The organism is Azotobacter armeniacus (assembly GCF_054779355.1).
Genome location: NZ_BAAGYK010000116.1, coordinates 83,989 through 100,847, shown reverse-complemented (window position 1 = coordinate 100,847; position 16,859 = coordinate 83,989). Strand labels below are relative to the sequence as shown.

The 16,859-nt window shown below is 64.2% G+C and carries 15 protein-coding genes; 12 read left to right on the top strand and 3 right to left on the bottom strand.

All coding sequences use genetic code 11. The features are described from left to right. Positions 1–2: 2 nt before the first annotated feature. The 3 genes from ACYVD0_RS15690 to ACYVD0_RS15680 are packed head-to-tail and all read left to right on the top strand — an operon-like array spanning position 3 to position 811. Positions 3–170 (top strand): hypothetical protein, encoded by a 168-nt coding sequence (locus tag ACYVD0_RS15690; protein WP_460427674.1) that lies wholly within the window; start codon positions 3–5, stop codon positions 168–170. Between the two features lie 21 nt (positions 171–191). After that, a complete protein-coding gene (locus ACYVD0_RS15685; protein ID WP_460427673.1) occupies positions 192–608 on the top strand; it encodes a DUF7281 domain-containing protein in 417 nt (138 codons plus the stop codon). Next, a complete protein-coding gene (locus ACYVD0_RS15680; protein ID WP_460427672.1) occupies positions 584–811 on the top strand; it encodes a DUF7281 domain-containing protein in 228 nt (75 codons plus the stop codon). Before ACYVD0_RS15685 ends, ACYVD0_RS15680 begins: the two co-directional genes overlap by 25 nt. A 764-nt stretch (positions 812–1,575) precedes the next feature. Here the strand turns inward: ACYVD0_RS15680 and dapC are convergent. The 3 genes from dapC to map all read right to left on the bottom strand — a co-directional run bounded on the left by dapC (position 1,576) and on the right by map (position 6,374). Continuing rightward, complete coding sequence (gene dapC / locus ACYVD0_RS15675; RefSeq protein ID WP_460427671.1) at positions 1,576–2,772, bottom strand: pyridoxal phosphate-dependent aminotransferase; 1,197 nt, start codon at positions 2,770–2,772, stop codon at positions 1,576–1,578. 66 nt (positions 2,773–2,838) lie between these two features. Next, the gene (locus ACYVD0_RS15670) at positions 2,839–5,538 is read right to left on the bottom strand and encodes a bifunctional uridylyltransferase/uridylyl-removing protein GlnD (protein ID WP_460427670.1); all 2,700 of its coding nucleotides are present in this window, start codon (positions 5,536–5,538) and stop codon (positions 2,839–2,841) included. A 53-nt stretch (positions 5,539–5,591) separates the two neighbouring features. Continuing rightward, on the bottom strand, positions 5,592–6,374 hold the full coding sequence (map, locus tag ACYVD0_RS15665) for a methionyl aminopeptidase (RefSeq protein WP_460427669.1): 783 nt from the start codon (positions 6,372–6,374) through the stop codon (positions 5,592–5,594). Positions 6,375–6,656: 282 nt separating this feature from the next. On the opposite strand from map, the gene rpsB reads away from it, so the two are divergent. From rpsB to bamA, 9 genes are all read left to right on the top strand, one after another. Then, complete coding sequence (gene rpsB / locus ACYVD0_RS15660; protein ID WP_460427668.1) at positions 6,657–7,397, top strand: 30S ribosomal protein S2; 741 nt, start codon at positions 6,657–6,659, stop codon at positions 7,395–7,397. A gap of 135 nt (positions 7,398–7,532) precedes the next feature. Further along, entirely contained in the window at positions 7,533–8,402 is an 870-nt protein-coding gene (tsf, locus tag ACYVD0_RS15655; RefSeq protein WP_460427667.1) for a translation elongation factor Ts, read from the top strand. A 310-nt stretch (positions 8,403–8,712) separates the two neighbouring features. Beyond that, positions 8,713–9,462 carry a uridine monophosphate kinase gene (gene pyrH / locus ACYVD0_RS15650; RefSeq protein ID WP_460427666.1) on the top strand — a complete coding sequence of 250 codons (750 nt, stop codon included), beginning with the start codon at positions 8,713–8,715 and terminating at the stop codon, positions 9,460–9,462. Next, the gene (gene frr, locus ACYVD0_RS15645; protein WP_460427665.1) at positions 9,452–10,009 is read left to right on the top strand and encodes a ribosome-recycling factor; all 558 of its coding nucleotides are present in this window, start codon (positions 9,452–9,454) and stop codon (positions 10,007–10,009) included. The genes pyrH and frr overlap by 11 nt, the downstream gene beginning before the upstream one ends. A 23-nt stretch (positions 10,010–10,032) precedes the next feature. Then, the gene (gene uppS, locus ACYVD0_RS15640; RefSeq protein ID WP_460427664.1) at positions 10,033–10,788 is read left to right on the top strand and encodes an undecaprenyl diphosphate synthase family protein; all 756 of its coding nucleotides are present in this window, start codon (positions 10,033–10,035) and stop codon (positions 10,786–10,788) included. Then, on the top strand, positions 10,788–11,603 hold the full coding sequence (locus ACYVD0_RS15635; RefSeq protein ID WP_460427663.1) for a cytidylyltransferase family protein: 816 nt from the start codon (positions 10,788–10,790) through the stop codon (positions 11,601–11,603). Before uppS ends, ACYVD0_RS15635 begins: the two co-directional genes overlap by 1 nt. Beyond that, a complete protein-coding gene (ispC, locus tag ACYVD0_RS15630; protein WP_460427732.1) occupies positions 11,597–12,787 on the top strand; it encodes a 1-deoxy-D-xylulose-5-phosphate reductoisomerase in 1,191 nt (396 codons plus the stop codon). The genes ACYVD0_RS15635 and ispC overlap by 7 nt, the downstream gene beginning before the upstream one ends. A 238-nt stretch (positions 12,788–13,025) precedes the next feature. After that, positions 13,026–14,378 (top strand): peptidase M50B family protein, encoded by a 1,353-nt coding sequence (gene rseP, locus ACYVD0_RS15625; protein ID WP_460427662.1) that lies wholly within the window; start codon positions 13,026–13,028, stop codon positions 14,376–14,378. A gap of 78 nt (positions 14,379–14,456) precedes the next feature. Continuing rightward, a complete protein-coding gene (gene bamA, locus ACYVD0_RS15620) occupies positions 14,457–16,832 on the top strand; it encodes an outer membrane protein assembly factor BamA (protein ID WP_460427661.1) in 2,376 nt (791 codons plus the stop codon). The last annotated feature ends 27 nt before the right edge of the window (positions 16,833–16,859 follow it).

The following is a 16,859-nucleotide window of genomic DNA, read 5'->3' as shown; positions in this document are numbered from 1 at the left end:
ATATGCACGCGGTTCACAAGCTACTGCGAGAGCGTCTCGACAAAACCGAGCTGAACGTGACCTGGCAGAAGATCCATGCGGCCTTCGAGGTGGGCGAGCCGCTGGGCAAGTGGCTGTACTTCAGCCGTGAACAGCGGGAAATCCTCCGTGAACTGGCGCAGCGCGAATAGGGCTTAGATCCGCTGGAGCAGGTGCCAGACGGCACGCGCCGGGAGGTCGCCGCCCAGGCCATCGACGAAAAGCTCGCCCGCCAGCGACCCGACGACCACTACATACTGGCCAAGGGCCGCCTGCCTGCGCCGCTTCCCTCGCTGAGCCCGGAGCTGAGCCTGCGCGTGCCGCTGGCCAGCCTGGACCTCGTATCCATCGGCCAGGTCGTGGTGGTGGAGAGCCTGGACAGCTTCGACGACTGGCACGCCTATCCCGCCCCCGCCGAGCTGGCCGGCAGCCTGGTGCTCTACCGCGGCCATGGCAGCCTCGCCCGCGGGGCGCGCCGGCTGCTGGCGGCACTGCCGGACACGGCCCGCGTCACCGTCTTTCCCGACTGGGATCCGGCGGGCCTGTTCATCGCCCAGACCCTGCCGTGCCGGGGGCCGGCACCCTGCTGATGCCGGCGCTGGACGAGGCTCTTCTGGCCCGGGGCAGCAGGGAGCACTTCAATCGGCAGCACCTGGCCGTCCGCCATCTGGAAACGGCCGAGCTGGGTGGCTGGCAGGGCGTCTGGGAAGAGATGAAGGCTGCCCGGGTCAGCCTCAAGCAGCAGCACATGCTGGCGCTTGGAGTCGCGCTGCGGCGGGTGCCGCGCCAGTGACTCGAAAAGGCTTTCATCTCGACCAATGCACGGTCTCGCCGCTTCGCTTGAGGGAGTAGACTGAGACCCCCTGGCTGCTCCTTCCCGTTCAAATAACTTCCCTACATCATCCTGATCTTCCTGCTGCTTGGCCTGCAGCTGCCGGACATCGTCAAGGCCTCGCTCGGGGAGAGTGGGCCGCTCTGGGCGAGCGTCGGGCAGCTGGCGCTCTACGTGGGCCAGGTGTACCTGGCGCCGATCCTGCTGCGCTTTGTCTGGACCTATCTCTACTGGCTGGTATCCGGTGCGCTGCTCCGCTGGCGCGACCTGCTGATCTTCATCGCCGCCGGGGTGATCCTGCTATCCCTGCCGGTCGCTACGCTTGGCCTGCCACAGTTGCTTCGCGGCCTGCCGGCGGACAACCAGGAGGCGTGCGAACAAGAGTTGCGGCGGCACCGGGCAAAGACCGTCGAGGCGGCGATCCGCGCCCTGGAGGCGCAGAGCGACGACCCCGGCCTGAGCCCCGAGGGCATGGCCCTGGCGGCCGAGGTCAAGGCCAAGATCATGGCCGAGTACCGCCAGCAGCTGGAGCGCGACGATTCCGGGGAGGCGCGCACGCGCCTGCGCCAGATGGATGCGCTGGAGCAGCGTCTGGAACTGTACCGCCTGCGTTATCGCAATCAGGTCGACGACGATCTGCTCGGCGAGATCCTGCGCGAGCTGGACATCAGCGAGGCGCGGCTGAGGGGAGGGGCGGAGCGCCGGGTGCGCTCCGCCTGGAGGGTTCAGCCCGCGCGGGCGAAGTCGCGGATGCGCTCGGCGGCTTCCACGCATTCGGCCAGGGGCGCGACCAGGGCCATGCGCACGCGGTCGGCGCCGGGGTTGAGGCCGTCCACGCTGCGCGACAGGTAGGCGCCCGGCACCACGGTCACGTGTTCGCGGGCGAACAAGTCGCGGGTGAAGATCTGGTCGTCCACCGGGGTGCGTGGCCACAGGTAGAAGCTGCCGTCCGGGCGCTTGACGTCGAGTACCGGCTGCAGGATGTCCAGCACGGCGTCGAACTTCTCCCGGTACAGCACGCGATTGGCGCGGACGTGGGCCTCGTCGTTCCAGGCGGCGATACTGGCCAGCTGGGTGGGCACCGACATGGCACAGCCGTGGTAGGTGCGGTAGAGCAGGAAGCTCTTGAGGATCTCGGCGTCGCCGGCGACGAAGCCCGAGCGCAGGCCCGGCAGGTTGGAGCGCTTGGACAGGCTGTGGAACACCACGCAGCGCGCAAAGTCGCTGCGGCCCAGTTCGGCGCAGGCGGTCAACAGGCCGGGCGGCGGGTTCTGCTCGTCGAAGTACAGCTCGCTGTAGCACTCGTCGGCGGCGATGATGAAGTCGTGCTCGTCGGCCAGGGCGATCAGCTTCTTCAGGATCTCCAGCGGCACCAGGGCGCCAGTGGGGTTGCCCGGCGAGCAGAGGAACAGCAGCTGGCAGCGCTGCCAGACCTCCGCCGGCACTGCGTCGAAGTCAGGGTTGAAGCCGTTCTCCGGAAGGCACGGCAGGTAGTGCGGGGTGGCGCCGGCGAGCAGGGCCGCGCCTTCGTAGATCTGGTAGAAGGGGTTGGGGCTGACCACCAGGCCGTTGCTCTCGCGGTTCACCACTGTCTGGGTGAAGGCGAACAGCGCCTCGCGGGTGCCGTTGACCGGCAGCACATGGCGCGCCGGGTCCAGCCAGCCGGCCGGCACCCGGAAGCGCCGCTCGCACCACTGGGCAATGGCTTCGCGCAGTGCCGGCAGGCCGAGGGTGGTGGGATAGACCGCGAGCTGCTCGAGGTTGGCGGTCAGGGCTTCGGCGACGAAGCTGGGCGAGCGGTGCTTGGGTTCGCCGATGGACAGGGCGATGGGCTTCTTGTCTGCCGGCGGCTGCACGCCGGCGAGCAGCGCGCGGAGCTTCTCGAAGGGATAGGGTTGCAGCAGGTTCAAGGCGTCGTTCATGGGGCTTTCCTGGTGGCCGCAGGCGGCGGCCGCCTGGTCGGGGTGGGCCGCCGTCTGCTTCAAGGTTCAGATGCTGATCCGGCTCGGCTGGATGTGGCTGTCGCCGTCCGCCAGCTGTTCGACGATCGCCAGCTGCAGGCGGGCGCAGAGTTCCGGATCGGACAGCGGCTGGTTGCGCGCGTCGGTGACGAAGAACACGTCCTCGACCCGCTCGCCGAGGGTGGCGATCTTGGCGTTCTGCAGCGACAGGTCGAAGTCGAGGAAGATCTTGCCGATCCGCGCCAGCAGCCCAGGGCGGTCCGGCGTGATGATCTCGAGGATGGTCACCGGGCGCAGGGCGTCGTTGTGGATAATGACCTGCGGTGCGAAAGCAAAGTGCTTGAGCTGGCGCGGCACGCGGCGCTGGATGATGGTTGGGTAGTCGGCCGGATTGCGCAGGGCCTCCACCAGCCCCTGGCGAATCTCCTGGATGCGCGCCGGATTGTCGCCGATCGAGCCGCCATCGGCGTCGAGCACTATGTAGGTGTCGAGGGTGAACTGGCTGGTCGAGGTGATGATACGGGCGTCGTGGATGCTCAGGTTGAGCTGGTCCATGGCGGCCACGGTCACGGCAAAGAAGTCGTGCTGGTCCGGCGCGTAGATGAAGATCTGGGTGGCGCCCTCGAACTCACGCTGCGTGGTTTCCTTGATCAGTACCAGCGGCCCTCCGCTGCCGGGGTGCTGGAGGATCGCCTCGGTGTGCCAGGCAATGTCGTTGGAGGTGTGGCGCAGGAAGTAGTCGTCGCCCAGCTGCGCCCAGAGGTGTTCGGCGTCGTCGGGGTCGGTGCCGCTGCGGACCAGGATGTCCAGCGCGGCGTTCTGCGTCTGACGGATCTGCTCCTCGCGGCCGACCGGGTGCTCCAGGCCGCGGCGCAGGGCGTGCTTGGTCTCGGTGTAGAGCTGGCGCAGCAGGCTGGCCCGCCAGGAGTTCCAGAGGGTCGGGTTGGTGGCGTTGATGTCCGCCACGGTAAGCACGTAGAGGTAGTCCAGGTAGGTCTGGTCGCGGACCAACTGGGCGAAGTCGAAGATCACCTGCGGGTCGGAAAGGTCCTTGCGCTGGGCGGTCGTGGACATCAGCAGGTGGTTGCGCACCAGCCAGACCACCAACTGGGTGTCCCAGGCCGGCAGCTGGTGGCGCTGGCAGAAGGCCTGGGCGTCGGCGGCGCCGAGGTCCGAGTGGTCGCCGCCGCGGCCCTTGCCGATGTCGTGGTAGAGCCCGGCCAGGTAGATCAGTTCGGGCTTGGGCAGCTTCTCGATCACCTTGCCGGCCAGCGGGTATTTTTCCGCCAGCTCGGGCCAGAAGAGTTTGCGCAGGTGCTTGATCAGGTTCAGGGTGTGGGCATCGACCGTATAGATGTGGAACAGGTCGTGCTGCATCTGGCCGACGATGCGGCCGAACTCCGGCAGGTAGCGCCCGAGGATGCCGTAGCGGTTCATCCGCCGCAGGTTGCGGTGGATGCCCTGGCGGCTCCTGAACAGTTCGATGAACAGACTGGTGTTGTGGGGATCGCGGCGGAAGGCGTCGTCGATCAGGTAGCGGTGGTCGCGCAGCAGGCGGATGGTGTCGGCGCGCACACCCCGGATTTCCGGGTGCCGGGCCAGCAGCACGAAGATCTCCAGGAGGGCGGAGGGGGTCTTCTGGAAGACCTTCCCGTGAGTGGCCTCCAAATAGCCGTCACGCACCTGGAAGCGCTCGTTCAGCGGCTCGACCTGTCCAGCGGTGTCGCCGGGTAGGATGACTTCCTCGAAATGCTGGAAGACCAGCTCGGTCAGCTCGGCGATGCCCATCACCACCCGGTAGTACTTCTGCATGAAGCGCTCGACCGCCAGCTTGGCGTCGCTGTCCTCGTAGCCGAGCAGGCCGGCGATCTGCCGCTGGTGGTCGAACAGCAGGCGGTCCTCGGCGCGTCCGGCGAGCATGTGCAGGGCGTAGCGCACCTTCCAGAGGAACTCCTGGGAGGCGGCGAGCAGGGTGTATTCGCTTTCCAGCAGGAAGCCCTGGCCGACCATGGCATGCAGGTTAATGGTGCCGAACTGGCGGCGGGCGATCCAGAGGATGGTCTGGATGTCGCGCAGGCCGCCGGGTGAGCCCTTGACGTTGGGCTCAAGGTTGTATTCGGTGTCGTTGTAGCGGGCATGGCGGGCTTTCTGTTCGTCGCGCTTGGCGAGGAAGAAGGCCCGGCTCGGCCACATCCGCTGCGTGCTGGTGACTTCCTGCATGCGCTGGCGCAGGTGCTCTGGGCCGGCGATGGTGCGGCTTTCCATCAGGTTGCTGATCACCGTCAGGTCGGCCTGCGCCTCCTCGGCGCATTCGGCCTGCGAGCGCACGCTCTGCCCAACCTCCAGGCCGATGTCCCAGAGCAGGGTGAGAAAACCCTCGATCGGCTCGCGGAAGACCTCATGATCATCGCCGTCCAGCAGGACCAGCAGGTCGATGTCCGAGTAGGGGTGCAGCTCGCCGCGACCGTAGCCGCCGACGGCGATCAGGGCGATGTCGGCGTCCTCGCTCCAGTCGAAGCGGTTCCAGGCCAGGGTGAGGATCTGATCGACGAACCAGGCGCGATCCTCGATCAGGCGGCGGATGTCGCGGCCCTCCCGGAAGCGTGCGTCGAGCGCCTCCCGGGCATGTCGGAGCGCCTTCTTGAAGGCAGCGATGGGGCTGGACTTCAGGGCCAGTTCCGCCTGGAACTGGCCGGGGTCGAACAAATCGGGATCCACCTGCGGCATGGTGTCACCTTTCTGCTGCTGTCAAGAGCGCGATATTCATGGGCAAATGTGGATCAATGCGGGGTGCGTGCGATGCTATCGTCACGGCGCAGGGTGAGGATCTCGTAGCCGTCGGCGGTGACCAGCACGGTGTGCTCCCACTGGGCGGACAGCTTGCGGTCCTTGGTGATGGCGGTCCAGCCGTCGCCGAGCAGGCGGGTTTCCGCGCGGCCCTGGTTGATCATTGGCTCGATGGTGAAGGTCATGCCTTCCTTGAGTTCCAGGCCGGTCCCGGCGCGGCCGTAGTGGAGTACCTGGGGCTCCTCGTGGAACACTGCGCCGATGCCGTGTCCGCAGTATTCGCGGACCACCGAGAAGCCGTTCTTCTCGGCGTGCTTCTGAATCGCCTCGCCGATGTCTCCCAGGTGTGCGCCCGGGCGCACCAGTTCGATGCCCTTGTACAGGCACTCCTGGGTCACCTGGCACAGGCGCTTCGCCCACTCGGGGGTCTTGCCGACCTGGAACATCATGCTGGTATCGCCGTGGTAGCCGTCCTTGATTACCGTGATGTCGAGATTGACGATGTCGCCATCCTTCAGTGGCTTGTCGTTGGGAATGCCGTGGCAGACCACATGGTTGACCGAGGTGCAGATCGACTTGGGAAAGCCCTTGTAGTTGAGCGGCGCGGGAATGGCGTGCTGCACGTCAACAATATAGTCGTGACAGAGGCGGTCCAGTTCCTCGGTGGTGACGCCGGGCCTGACGTGTTCGCCGATCATTTCCAGCACCTCGGCGGCCAGGCGGCCGGCCACGCGCATTTTTTCGATTTCCTCGGGCGTCTTGATGGTGACGGTCATGCAGACTCTCTCTCGGCGCCTGGGGCGCAAGGCATTCATTTGGATGGGGGCGATGATAAACCAAATCACCCGGGCGCCGCGCGGCGGGAGCATGGCGAGCAGGGTTGGCCGTCTGCCATCCGGTAGCCTGCGCCCGGCTTTTGTGCTATAAAACGCGCCGCTCGGCGGACCTCTGTTCGCGAGCTAACCCCACACACGTATCGGCACGGTATCCTGGGTGCCCGCAAGGGTTGGATATCGGGATGCGTGGAGGCCTAACCCGATTCGATCGAGGAATTTGAGATGTCCCAAGTCAATATGCGCGACATGCTGAAGGCTGGCTGCCACTTCGGCCACCAGACCCGTTACTGGAATCCGAAGATGAGCAAGTATATCTTCGGCGCGCGCAACAAGATTCACATCATCAACCTGGAAAAGACTCTGCCGATGTTCAACGAAGCCCTGAGCTTCGTCGAGAAGCTGGCATCGGGCAAGAACAAGATCCTGTTCGTCGGCACCAAGCGCTCTGCCGGCAAGCTGGTCCGTGAAGAGGCGGCCCGTTGCGGCATGCCCTACGTCGACCACCGCTGGCTGGGCGGCATGCTGACCAACTACAAGACCATTCGCGCCTCCATCAAGCGCCTGCGCGAACTGGAAATCCAGTCCCAGGACGGCACCTTCGTCAAGCTGACCAAGAAAGAGGCGCTGATGCGCTCTCGCGATCTGGAGAAGCTGGAGCGCAGTCTGGGCGGTATCAAAGACATGGGCGGTCTGCCGGACGCAATGTTCGTGATTGACGTCGACCACGAGCGCATCGCCATCACCGAAGCCAACAAGCTGGGCATCCCGGTCATCGGCGTGGTCGATACCAACAGCAGCCCCGAGGGTGTCGACTACATCATTCCGGGTAACGATGACGCCATCCGCGCCGTGCAACTGTACCTGGTCGCCGTGGCCGATGCCGTGCTGAGCGCCCGTCAGAACGCCAGCACCGGTGATGAGTTCGTCGAGGAAGTCGCCGCCTCCGAGGTTTCGGAAGGCTAAGCGCGGGACGCCAGGCGGTACCCGCTGCGCAAGAAGGGGGCTAGGCCCCCTTTTTGCCACCTTCATATATGAAGATCTGTAGCGCCCGATCCAGCGGGCGGAATGGTTGAAAACCTATTCAAGAGGATTGCGAACATGGCAGAGATTACTGCGGCGCTGGTCAAGGAACTGCGCGAACGTACCGGCCAGGGCATGATGGATTGCAAGAAGGCTCTGACTGCCGCCGGTGGTGACATCGAGAAGGCGATCGACGACATGCGCGCCGCCGGCGCGATCAAGGCGGCCAAGAAGGCTGGCAACATCGCGGCTGAGGGCTCCATCGCGATCAAGGTATCCGACGACAGCAAGGCGGCCGTGATCGTCGAAGTCAATTCCCAGACCGACTTCCTGGCCTTGCAGGACGACTTCAAGGCCTTCGTCGCCGAGAGCCTAGAGAAGGCCTTTGCCGACAAGCTGACCGAAGCCGCTCCGCTGATCGCGGCCCAGGAGCCGGCTCGTGAGGCCCTGGTAGCCAAGTGTGGCGAAAACGTCAATATCCGCCGTCTGACCCGTGTCGAGGGCGACGTAGTGGGGGCCTACCTGCACGGCCACCGCATCGGCGTTCTGGTCACTCTGAAGGGCGGCAACGCCGAGCTGGCCAAGGAAATCGCCATGCACGTGGCGGCCAGCAACCCGCAATTCTTGAGTCCATCCCAAGTTTCCGAGGAAGCGATCGCCAAGGAAAAGGAAATCTTCCTGGCGCTGAATGCCGACAAGATCGCCGGCAAGCCGGAAAACATTGTCGAAAACATGGTCAAGGGCCGCATCAACAAGTTCCTTGCCGAAGCCAGCCTGGTCGAGCAGCCGTTCATCAAGGATCCGGAAGTCAAGGTAGGTGATCTGGCCAAGAAGGCCGGTGCCGAAATCGTCTCCTTCGTCCGCTACGAAGTGGGTGAGGGCATCGAGAGGGCGGAAGTCGACTTCGCTGCCGAAGTGGCTGCCCAGCTCGCTGCCAGCAAACAATAAGACGGCTTCGAGATTCCGTCGTCCCGACAAGAGGCTGCCCGCTCACGCGTGTGGCCTCTTTGGCGACTGGCAGCCCGCGGTTCGCTGGCCCGGCGCCGGACGTCCGGTTTCGGACCTGGGCGTGGCGATGCGGCATTTCCGGCCGCTACGCCGGAAATGCCGCTACAACCAATTTGCAGGCAGCTGGGTGCGCAACCGCTTCGCCGGGTTGCCTCCCAGCCGCCGGCCCGCGCTGTTCCCGGCGCTGAGCAACGGCAGGCACGGGTGCCTGTTTCGACTGATATGGATAGAGTCGCAGGAGAGATACGCAATGGCCCAGCAGGTGAGTGGTCGTCAACCTCGCTATAAACGCATTCTGCTCAAGCTCAGCGGCGAAGCTTTGATGGGCTCCGAGGAGTTCGGCATCGATCCCAAGGTGCTGGACCGCATGGCGTTGGAGGTCGGTCAGTTGGTTGGCATCGGTGTGCAGGTCGGTCTGGTGATCGGCGGTGGCAACCTGTTCCGTGGTGCCGCGCTGTCCGCCGCCGGTATGGATCGGGTCACGGGCGATCACATGGGCATGCTGGCCACGGTAATGAATGCGCTGGCTATGCGTGACGCCCTGGAGCGCTCGAATATCCCTGCGCTGGTCATGTCAGCGATCTCCATGGTTGGCGTGACCGACCATTATGATCGGCGCAAAGCCGTGCGCCATCTGGGATCCGGCGAGGTAGTGATCTTCTCTGCCGGTACCGGCAACCCTTTCTTCACTACGGACTCCGCGGCCGTCCTGCGTGCCATCGAGGTCGATGCGGACCTGGTATTGAAGGCCACCAAGGTGGATGGTGTCTACACAGCCGACCCCTTCAAGGATCCCAATGCCGAGAAGTTCGAGTACCTGACCTACGACGAGGTGCTGGATCGCAAGCTGGGCGTGATGGATCTGACCGCCATTTGTCTGTGTCGCGATCACAAGATGCCGCTACGCGTCTTCAATATGAACAAGCCGGGTGCCCTGCTGAACATCGTGGTCGGCGGTGCCGAAGGAACCTTGATCGAGGAAAGCAAGCATGATCAATGAGATCAAGAAGGATGCGCAGACGCGCATGAAGAAGAGCCTGGAGTCTCTGGAGCACGCCTTCGCCAAGATTCGTACCGGCCGCGCCCATCCGAGCATCCTGGATAGCGTCATGGTTTCCTACTATGGGGCCGACACTCCGCTGCGCCAAGTTGCCAACGTGGTCGCCGAGGATGCACGTACCCTGGCATTGACTGTGTTCGACAGGAGCATGATCCAGGCGGTGGAGAAGGCCATCATGACCTCCGATCTGGGTCTCAACCCAGCGACCGCCGGCACCACCATCCGCGTGCCGATGCCGGCGCTGACCGAAGAAACCCGCAAGGGCTATACCCGTCAGGCGCGTGCCGAGGCGGAAAACGCCCGGGTCGCGGTGCGCAACATCCGTCGCGATGCACTGGCCCAGCTCAAGGACCTGGTCAAGGAGAAGGAGATCAGCGAGGACGACGAGCGCCGCGCCGCCGACGAGGTGCAGAAGCTCACTGACAAGGCTATCGCCGAAGTCGACAAGGCGCTGGAGGCCAAGGAGGCCGACCTGATGGCCGTGTGATAGCGGTCGCTACGGGACATTTCATGGACAAGTACAAGACCGCTGCTCCTGTCGTGGTGCCGCGCCATGTGGCGATCATCATGGATGGTAACAACCGCTGGGCGAAGAGGCGCCTGCTGCCCGGCATCGCCGGGCACAAGGCGGGGGTCGATGCGGTGCGGGCGGTGATCGAGGTGTGCATCGAGGCGGGGGTCGAGGTGCTGACCCTGTTCGCCTTCTCCAGCGAGAACTGGCAGCGCCCGGCCGCTGAGGTCGGCGCCTTGATGGAGCTGTTCCTGGCGGCCCTGCGCCGCGAGGCGAGGCGGCTCAGCGAGAACGGCATCTGCCTGCGCATCATCGGCGATCGCTCGCGCTTCACTCCAGAGCTGCAGGCCGCTATGCGCGAGGCAGAACTGCAGACCGCCGGGCAAAGGGGCCTGCTCCTGCAGGTAGCTGCCAACTACGGTGGGCAGTGGGACATCGCCCAGGCCGTGCAGCGCCTGGCGCGGGAGGTGCAGGCCGGCCATCTGCGGCCGGACGACATCAGCCCCAAGCTCCTGCAGAGCTGCCTGTCGACCGGCGACCTGCCACTGCCGGACCTGTGCATCCGTACCGGGGGGGAGCGTCGCATCAGCAATTTCCTGCTCTGGCAGCTGGCCTATGCCGAGCTGTATTTCACCGATCTGTATTGGCCCGACTTCAAGCAGGATGCCATGCGCCAGGCGCTGGTCGACTTCGCGTCCCGCCAGCGCCGCTTCGGCAAGACCAGCGAGCAGGTGGAAGCAGAGGCGCGAACCTGATGCTCAAGCAACGAGTCCTCACCGCGCTGGTGCTGTTGCCCCTCGCCCTGGTCGGTTTCTTCCTGCTCGAGGGCGGGGCGTTCGCGCTGTTCATCGGTGCGGTCGTCACCCTGGGCGGCTGGGAGTGGGCGCGGCTCGCCGGCTTCGCCGGGCAGTCGGCCCGCATTGGCTTCGCGGCGGCAGTCGCGGCACTGCTCGTTCTGCTCTACTGGCTGCCGGTGCTGGCGGCTGGGGCCATGCTGCTCGGCATCCTCTGGTGGCTGCTGGCCGTGCCACTGGTCCTGAACTACCCGCAGAGCAGCCATTGCTGGGCGGGGACGGGGTGCCGGCTGGCGATCGGCCTGCTGATCCTCCTGCCGGCCTGGCAGGGGCTGCTGCTGCTCAAGCAGTGGCCGCTGGGCAATTATCTGATCCTGGCGGTGATGGTGCTGGTCTGGACCGCGGATATCGGTGCCTATTTCGTCGGCAAGGCCTTCGGCAGGCGCAAGCTGGCGCCGCAGGTCAGTCCCGGCAAGAGCTGGGAAGGGGTGGCCGGTGGCCTGCTGGTCTGCCTGCTGGTTACCGTCGCTGTCGGGCTGGTTCGTGGCTGGTCGGTGGGCGAGCAGGTGCTGGCCTTGGTGGGCGCTGCCCTGGTGGTGCTGATCTCGGTAGTCGGCGACCTGACCGAGAGCATGTTCAAGCGCCAGGCCGGTCTCAAGGACAGCAGCCATCTGCTGCCCGGGCACGGCGGCGTGCTGGACCGTATCGACAGTCTGACGGCAGCCATCCCGATGTTCGTCGTCATGCTCTGGATCGCTGGTTGGGGGGCATTTTGAGTCCGCAACAGATAACCGTGCTGGGTGCCACCGGCTCCATCGGCTTGAGTGCCCTGGACGTGATCGCCCGTCATCCCGATCGTTACCGGGCCTTCGCACTGACGGGGTTCGCCAGGCTGGACGAGCTGAAGACCCTCTGTCTGCGCTTTTGTCCCCGTTATGCTGTGGTGCCCGAGGTTGTGGCGGCGCAGCGGCTCGAGGGCGAGTTGCGCGCTGCCGGTCTGGCCACTCGGGTATTGGTCGGCAGCGAAGGCCTTTGCGAGGTAGCGGCCCACCCCGAAACGGATGCGGTGATGGCGGCGATTGTCGGCGCCGCTGGATTGCGCCCCACCCTGGCGGCGGTGGAGGCGGGCAAGAAGGTCCTGCTGGCCAACAAGGAGGCGCTGGTGATGTCCGGTACCCTGTTCATGCAGGCGGTGCGCCGCAGCGGCGCGCAGTTGCTGCCGATCGACAGCGAGCACAATGCGATCTTTCAGTGCCTGCCCTCCGGTAACGGGCAAGGCCTGGCGGCGGTGGGGGTGCGGCGTATCCTGCTGACCGCTTCCGGCGGGCCATTTCGCGAGACCCCGGCGGCCGAGCTGGCCGGGGTGACGCCCGCGCAGGCCTGTGCCCATCCCAACTGGTCGATGGGACGGAAGATCTCCGTGGACTCGGCCAGCATGATGAACAAGGGGCTGGAGCTGATCGAGGCCTGCTGGCTGTTCGATGCACGACCCGCACAGGTCGAGGTGGTGGTTCATCCACAGAGCGTGATCCATTCTCTGGTCGATTATGTCGACGGTTCAGTGCTGGCGCAGCTGGGCAATCCGGATATGCGCACACCGATTGCCCATGCCTTGGCCTGGCCCGAACGCATCGACTCCGGAGTCGTCCCTCTGGATCTGTTCGCTATCGCCCGTCTGGACTTCCAGGCTCCCGACGAGTCGCGCTTTCCCTGTCTGCGTCTGGCTCGCCAGGTGGCCGAGGCCGGCGGCAGCGCGCCGGCCATGCTCAATGCAGCCAACGAGGTGGCCGTGGCGGCCTTTCTCGGCGGGCGTGTCCGCTTCCCGGAAATCGCGAGTATCATCGAGGAAGTTCTGCAGGGTGAGCCGGTTGTCACTCTCGATGACCTCGAGACGGTGCTGCTCGTCGATGGCCAGGCCCGTGCAAGGGCCGAGTGCTGGCTGCGGCGCTACGATCGCTGAGCCAGGCCGGCGGCTGACATGTCTGGTCGAGCAGGCATCTTTCCGTTGTGCCATGCCGGGGCTCGTCGGTCAGCAACATAAGGAGGCGTATCCTTGCTGGACAGGATGCGCGGGCGCGCGACGAAGGGGCGAGCACAGCCCTTTCGGCAGGGCAGGTGAGGCGAGTTCGCCAGCCTGCCCGGGCGTCCACACCGCGACTTGAGTTCGGCGGCTCGATCGTCGACCCGGAGAACTTTCGATGAATACTCTGTACATGATTGTTGGCACCCTGATAGCGCTCGGGGTGCTGGTCACTTTCCACGAATTCGGCCACTTTTGGGTCGCCCGTCGTTGCGGAGTCAAGGTGCTTCGCTTTTCCATCGGTTTCGGTACGCCTTTGCTACGTTGGCGCGATCGGCAGGGAACCGAATTCGTGATCGCCGCGGTTCCGCTGGGTGGCTATGTCAAGATGCTCGACGAACGGGAGGGCGAGGTGCCCCCGGGACTGCTCGACCAGACATTCAATCGCCAGGGTGTCGGCCGGCGCATCGCCATCGTCGCGGCAGGCCCCATCGCCAACTTTCTCTTGGCCCTGCTGTTCTTCTGGGGGCTTGCCATGCTTGGCAGCCAGCAGCTACGACCGGTGGTCGGAGCGGTGGGCGCGGGCAGTCTGGCAGCGGCTGCGGGGCTGCAGGCCGGAGAGGAGATCCTCGCAGTGGATGGCGAGGAGACGCCTGGCTGGGCGGCAGTCAACCTGCAAATGGTGCGCCGCCTAGGCGAGAGCGGAACCCTCGAGATCACCGTGCGCGAGCCGGGCTCCAGCGTGAATGCTCAGCGCCGGTTGATTCTCAAGGACTGGCTGAAGGGCGTAGAGGAACCTGATCCAATCGCCAGTCTCGGGATTCGCCCATGGCGTCCCGCCTTGGCGCCGGTATTGGCGCAACTGGATCCGAAGGGGCCGGCGCAGGCGGCTGGCCTGCAAGGCGGCGACCGTCTGCTGGCACTCGACGGGCAGGCGCTGGACGATTGGCAGCAGGTGGTCGATCGGGTGCGCGCCCGCCCAGGCGCGCGGGTCATCTTCCTGGTCGAGCGGGAGGGGCAGCGGATCGAGCTGCCGGTCAAGCTGGCGGTGCGTGGCGAGGGCGAGGCGCGCAGCGGCTATCTCGGGGCCGGCGTGGAGGCTGTTGAATGGCCGCCGGAAATGGTTCGGGAAGTGCGCTATGGTCCGCTGGATGCGGTCGGTGAAGCCCTGCGGCGCACCTGGAGCATGAGTGTCCTGACCCTTGATTCCCTGAGGAAAATGCTCTTCGGCGAGCTCTCGGTAAAAAACTTGAGCGGGCCGATAACCATTGCTAAAGTGGCGGGCGCTTCAGCCCAGTCAGGGGTGGGAGACTTCCTGAATTTCCTCGCCTATCTGAGCATAAGCTTGGGGGTGCTCAATTTGCTGCCGATTCCAGTGCTCGATGGCGGGCATCTGCTTTTCTATTTCGTCGAGTGGGTCCGTGGGCGCCCCTTATCGGAACGGGTCCAGGCTTGGGGAATGCAGATTGGGATCAGTCTTGTCGTTGGGGTCATGCTGCTGGCTCTGGTCAATGACCTGAGTCGATTGTGACGCGTTGCCGGGTTTCGAAACTGCCGCGTTTCGTTTCGCGGCAGTTTCTTTATTGTTAGTTGAAAAAGAAAGGACTTCATGAAACGCCTGCTGCTGCCTGCGGTCCTCGCCGCTCTGATGACCGCCGAGGTTCACGCCGAGTCCTTCACCATCACCGATATCCGTGTCAATGGTTTGCAGAGGGTCTCCGCCGGTAGCGTGTTCAGTGTCCTGCCGCTCAGCGTTGGCGATCAGGTAGACGATCGGCGTCTCGTGGAGGGTACGCGGGCCCTCTTCAAGACCGGGTTCTTTCAGGACATACAGCTTGGTCGTGATGGCAACATCCTGGTAATCACTGTAGTCGAGCGGCCTTCGATTTCCAGTATCGAGCTGGAGGGCAACAAGGCCATCAAGTCGGAAGATCTGCTGAACGGCCTGAAACAGTCCGGTCTGGCCGAGGGCGAGATCTTCCAGCGAGCCACCCTGGAGGGGGTGCGCAACGAGTTGCAGCGTCAGTACGTCGCCCAGGGCCGTTATTCGGCCTCGATCGAGGCCGAGGTCGTGCCGCAGCCGCGCAACCGGGTGGCACTGAAGATCAAGATCAACGAGGGTTCGGTCGCCGCCATCCAGCACATCAACGTGGTGGGCAACACCGTCTTTTCGGACGATACGCTGCTCAACCTGTTCGAGCTGAAGACCACCAACCTGCTGTCCTTCTTCCGCAACGACGACAAGTATGCCCGCGAGAAGCTGGCCGGTGACCTGGAGCGTCTGCGCTCCTACTACCTGGACCGCGGCTACATCAACATGGATATCGCTTCCACCCAGGTATCCATCACGCCGGACAAGCGGCATGTCTACATTACTGTCAATATCGACGAGGGCGAGAAGTACAGCATCCGCGAGGTCAAGCTCACCGGCGACCTGAAGGTTCCCGAAGAGGAAATCGAGTCCCTGCTGCTGGTCAAGGAAGGCCAGGTGTTTTCCCGCAAGGTAATGACCAGCAGTTCCGAATTGATCACCCGGCGCCTGGGCAACGAGGGCTATACCTTCGCCAACGTCAATGCCGTGCCCGAACCCCATGACGAGGACAAGACGGTTTCTGTCACCTTCGTGGTCGACCCGGGCAAGCGTGCCTATGTCAACCGCATCAACTTCCGCGGCAACACCAAGACAGAGGATGAGGTACTGCGTCGCGAAATGCGCCAGATGGAGGGCGGCTGGGCCTCGACCTACCTGGTCGACCAGTCCAAGACCCGTCTCGAGCGGCTGGGCTTCTTCAAGGAGGTCAGCGTCCAGACGCCACAGGTGCCGGGCACCGACGACCAGGTCGATGTCAACTTCACAGTCGAGGAGCAGGCATCCGGTTCCGTCACCGCCAGCGTCGGTTTTGCCCAGAACGCCGGTCTGGTCCTGGGCGGCTCGATCAGCCAGAACAACTTTCTCGGCAGCGGCAACAAGGTCACCATCGGCCTGACCCGCAGCGAATACCAGACTAACTACAACTTCGGCTTCGTCGATCCTTATTGGACCGAGGATGGCATCAGCCTCGGCTACAATGTGTTCCTCCGGACCACAGACTATGACGATCTGGAGGTAGACTATTCCAGCTACTCGGTGGACAGCTTCGGCACTGGCATCAACATCGGCTATCCGATCAGCGAGACCTCGCGCTTGAGTTTCGGGCTTACCGCCCAGCAGGATACCATCGATACCGGCACCTTCACTGTCGACGAGATCTTCGAGTTCCTCGACGAGGAAGGCGACGATTATCTGAACCTCAAGGCTTCGGTGGGCTGGTCCGAATCGACCCTGAATCGTGGAGTGATGCCCAATCGTGGTGCCTCCCAGAATCTGGTGTTCGAAACCACGCTGCCCGGCAGCGACCTGTCGTTCTACAAAATCGACTACAACGCTCAGATGTTCAAGGCATTGACGGACGATTACACCCTGCGTTTCCATACCAAGCTTGGCTATGGCGACAGCTTCGGCTCCACGTCGAAGATGCCTTTCTACGAGCACTACTATGCCGGCGGTTTTTCTTCTCTCCGCGGATTCAAGGACAACACCCTGGGCGCGCGCAGTACGCCGAGCCGGGGCGAGGCGGTGACCGGCCACGAGGGTACCGAGGAGGATCCGGATCAGGATGAAGAGCCGTTCGGCGGCAATGTGCTGATGGTCGGCGGGGTCGAGATGATGTTCCCGATGCCGTTCGTCAAGGATCAGCGTTCGCTGCGCACCTCCGTCTTTTGGGATGTGGGCAACGTGTTCGATACCAACTGCAGTTCCTCGCAGAAGGAGCGCAACGACGAGAGTTGCGACATCGACTTCAGCAACATGGCCAGCTCGATAGGGCTGGGTGTGACCTGGGTCAGTGGCTTCGGACCGCTGAGCTTCAGTCTGGCCGTGCCGATCATGAAGCCTGATGATGCCGAGACCCAGATATTCCAGTTCTCAATGGGTCAGAGCTTCTAACGAGTCTGCCCTCATCACGTAAATGCT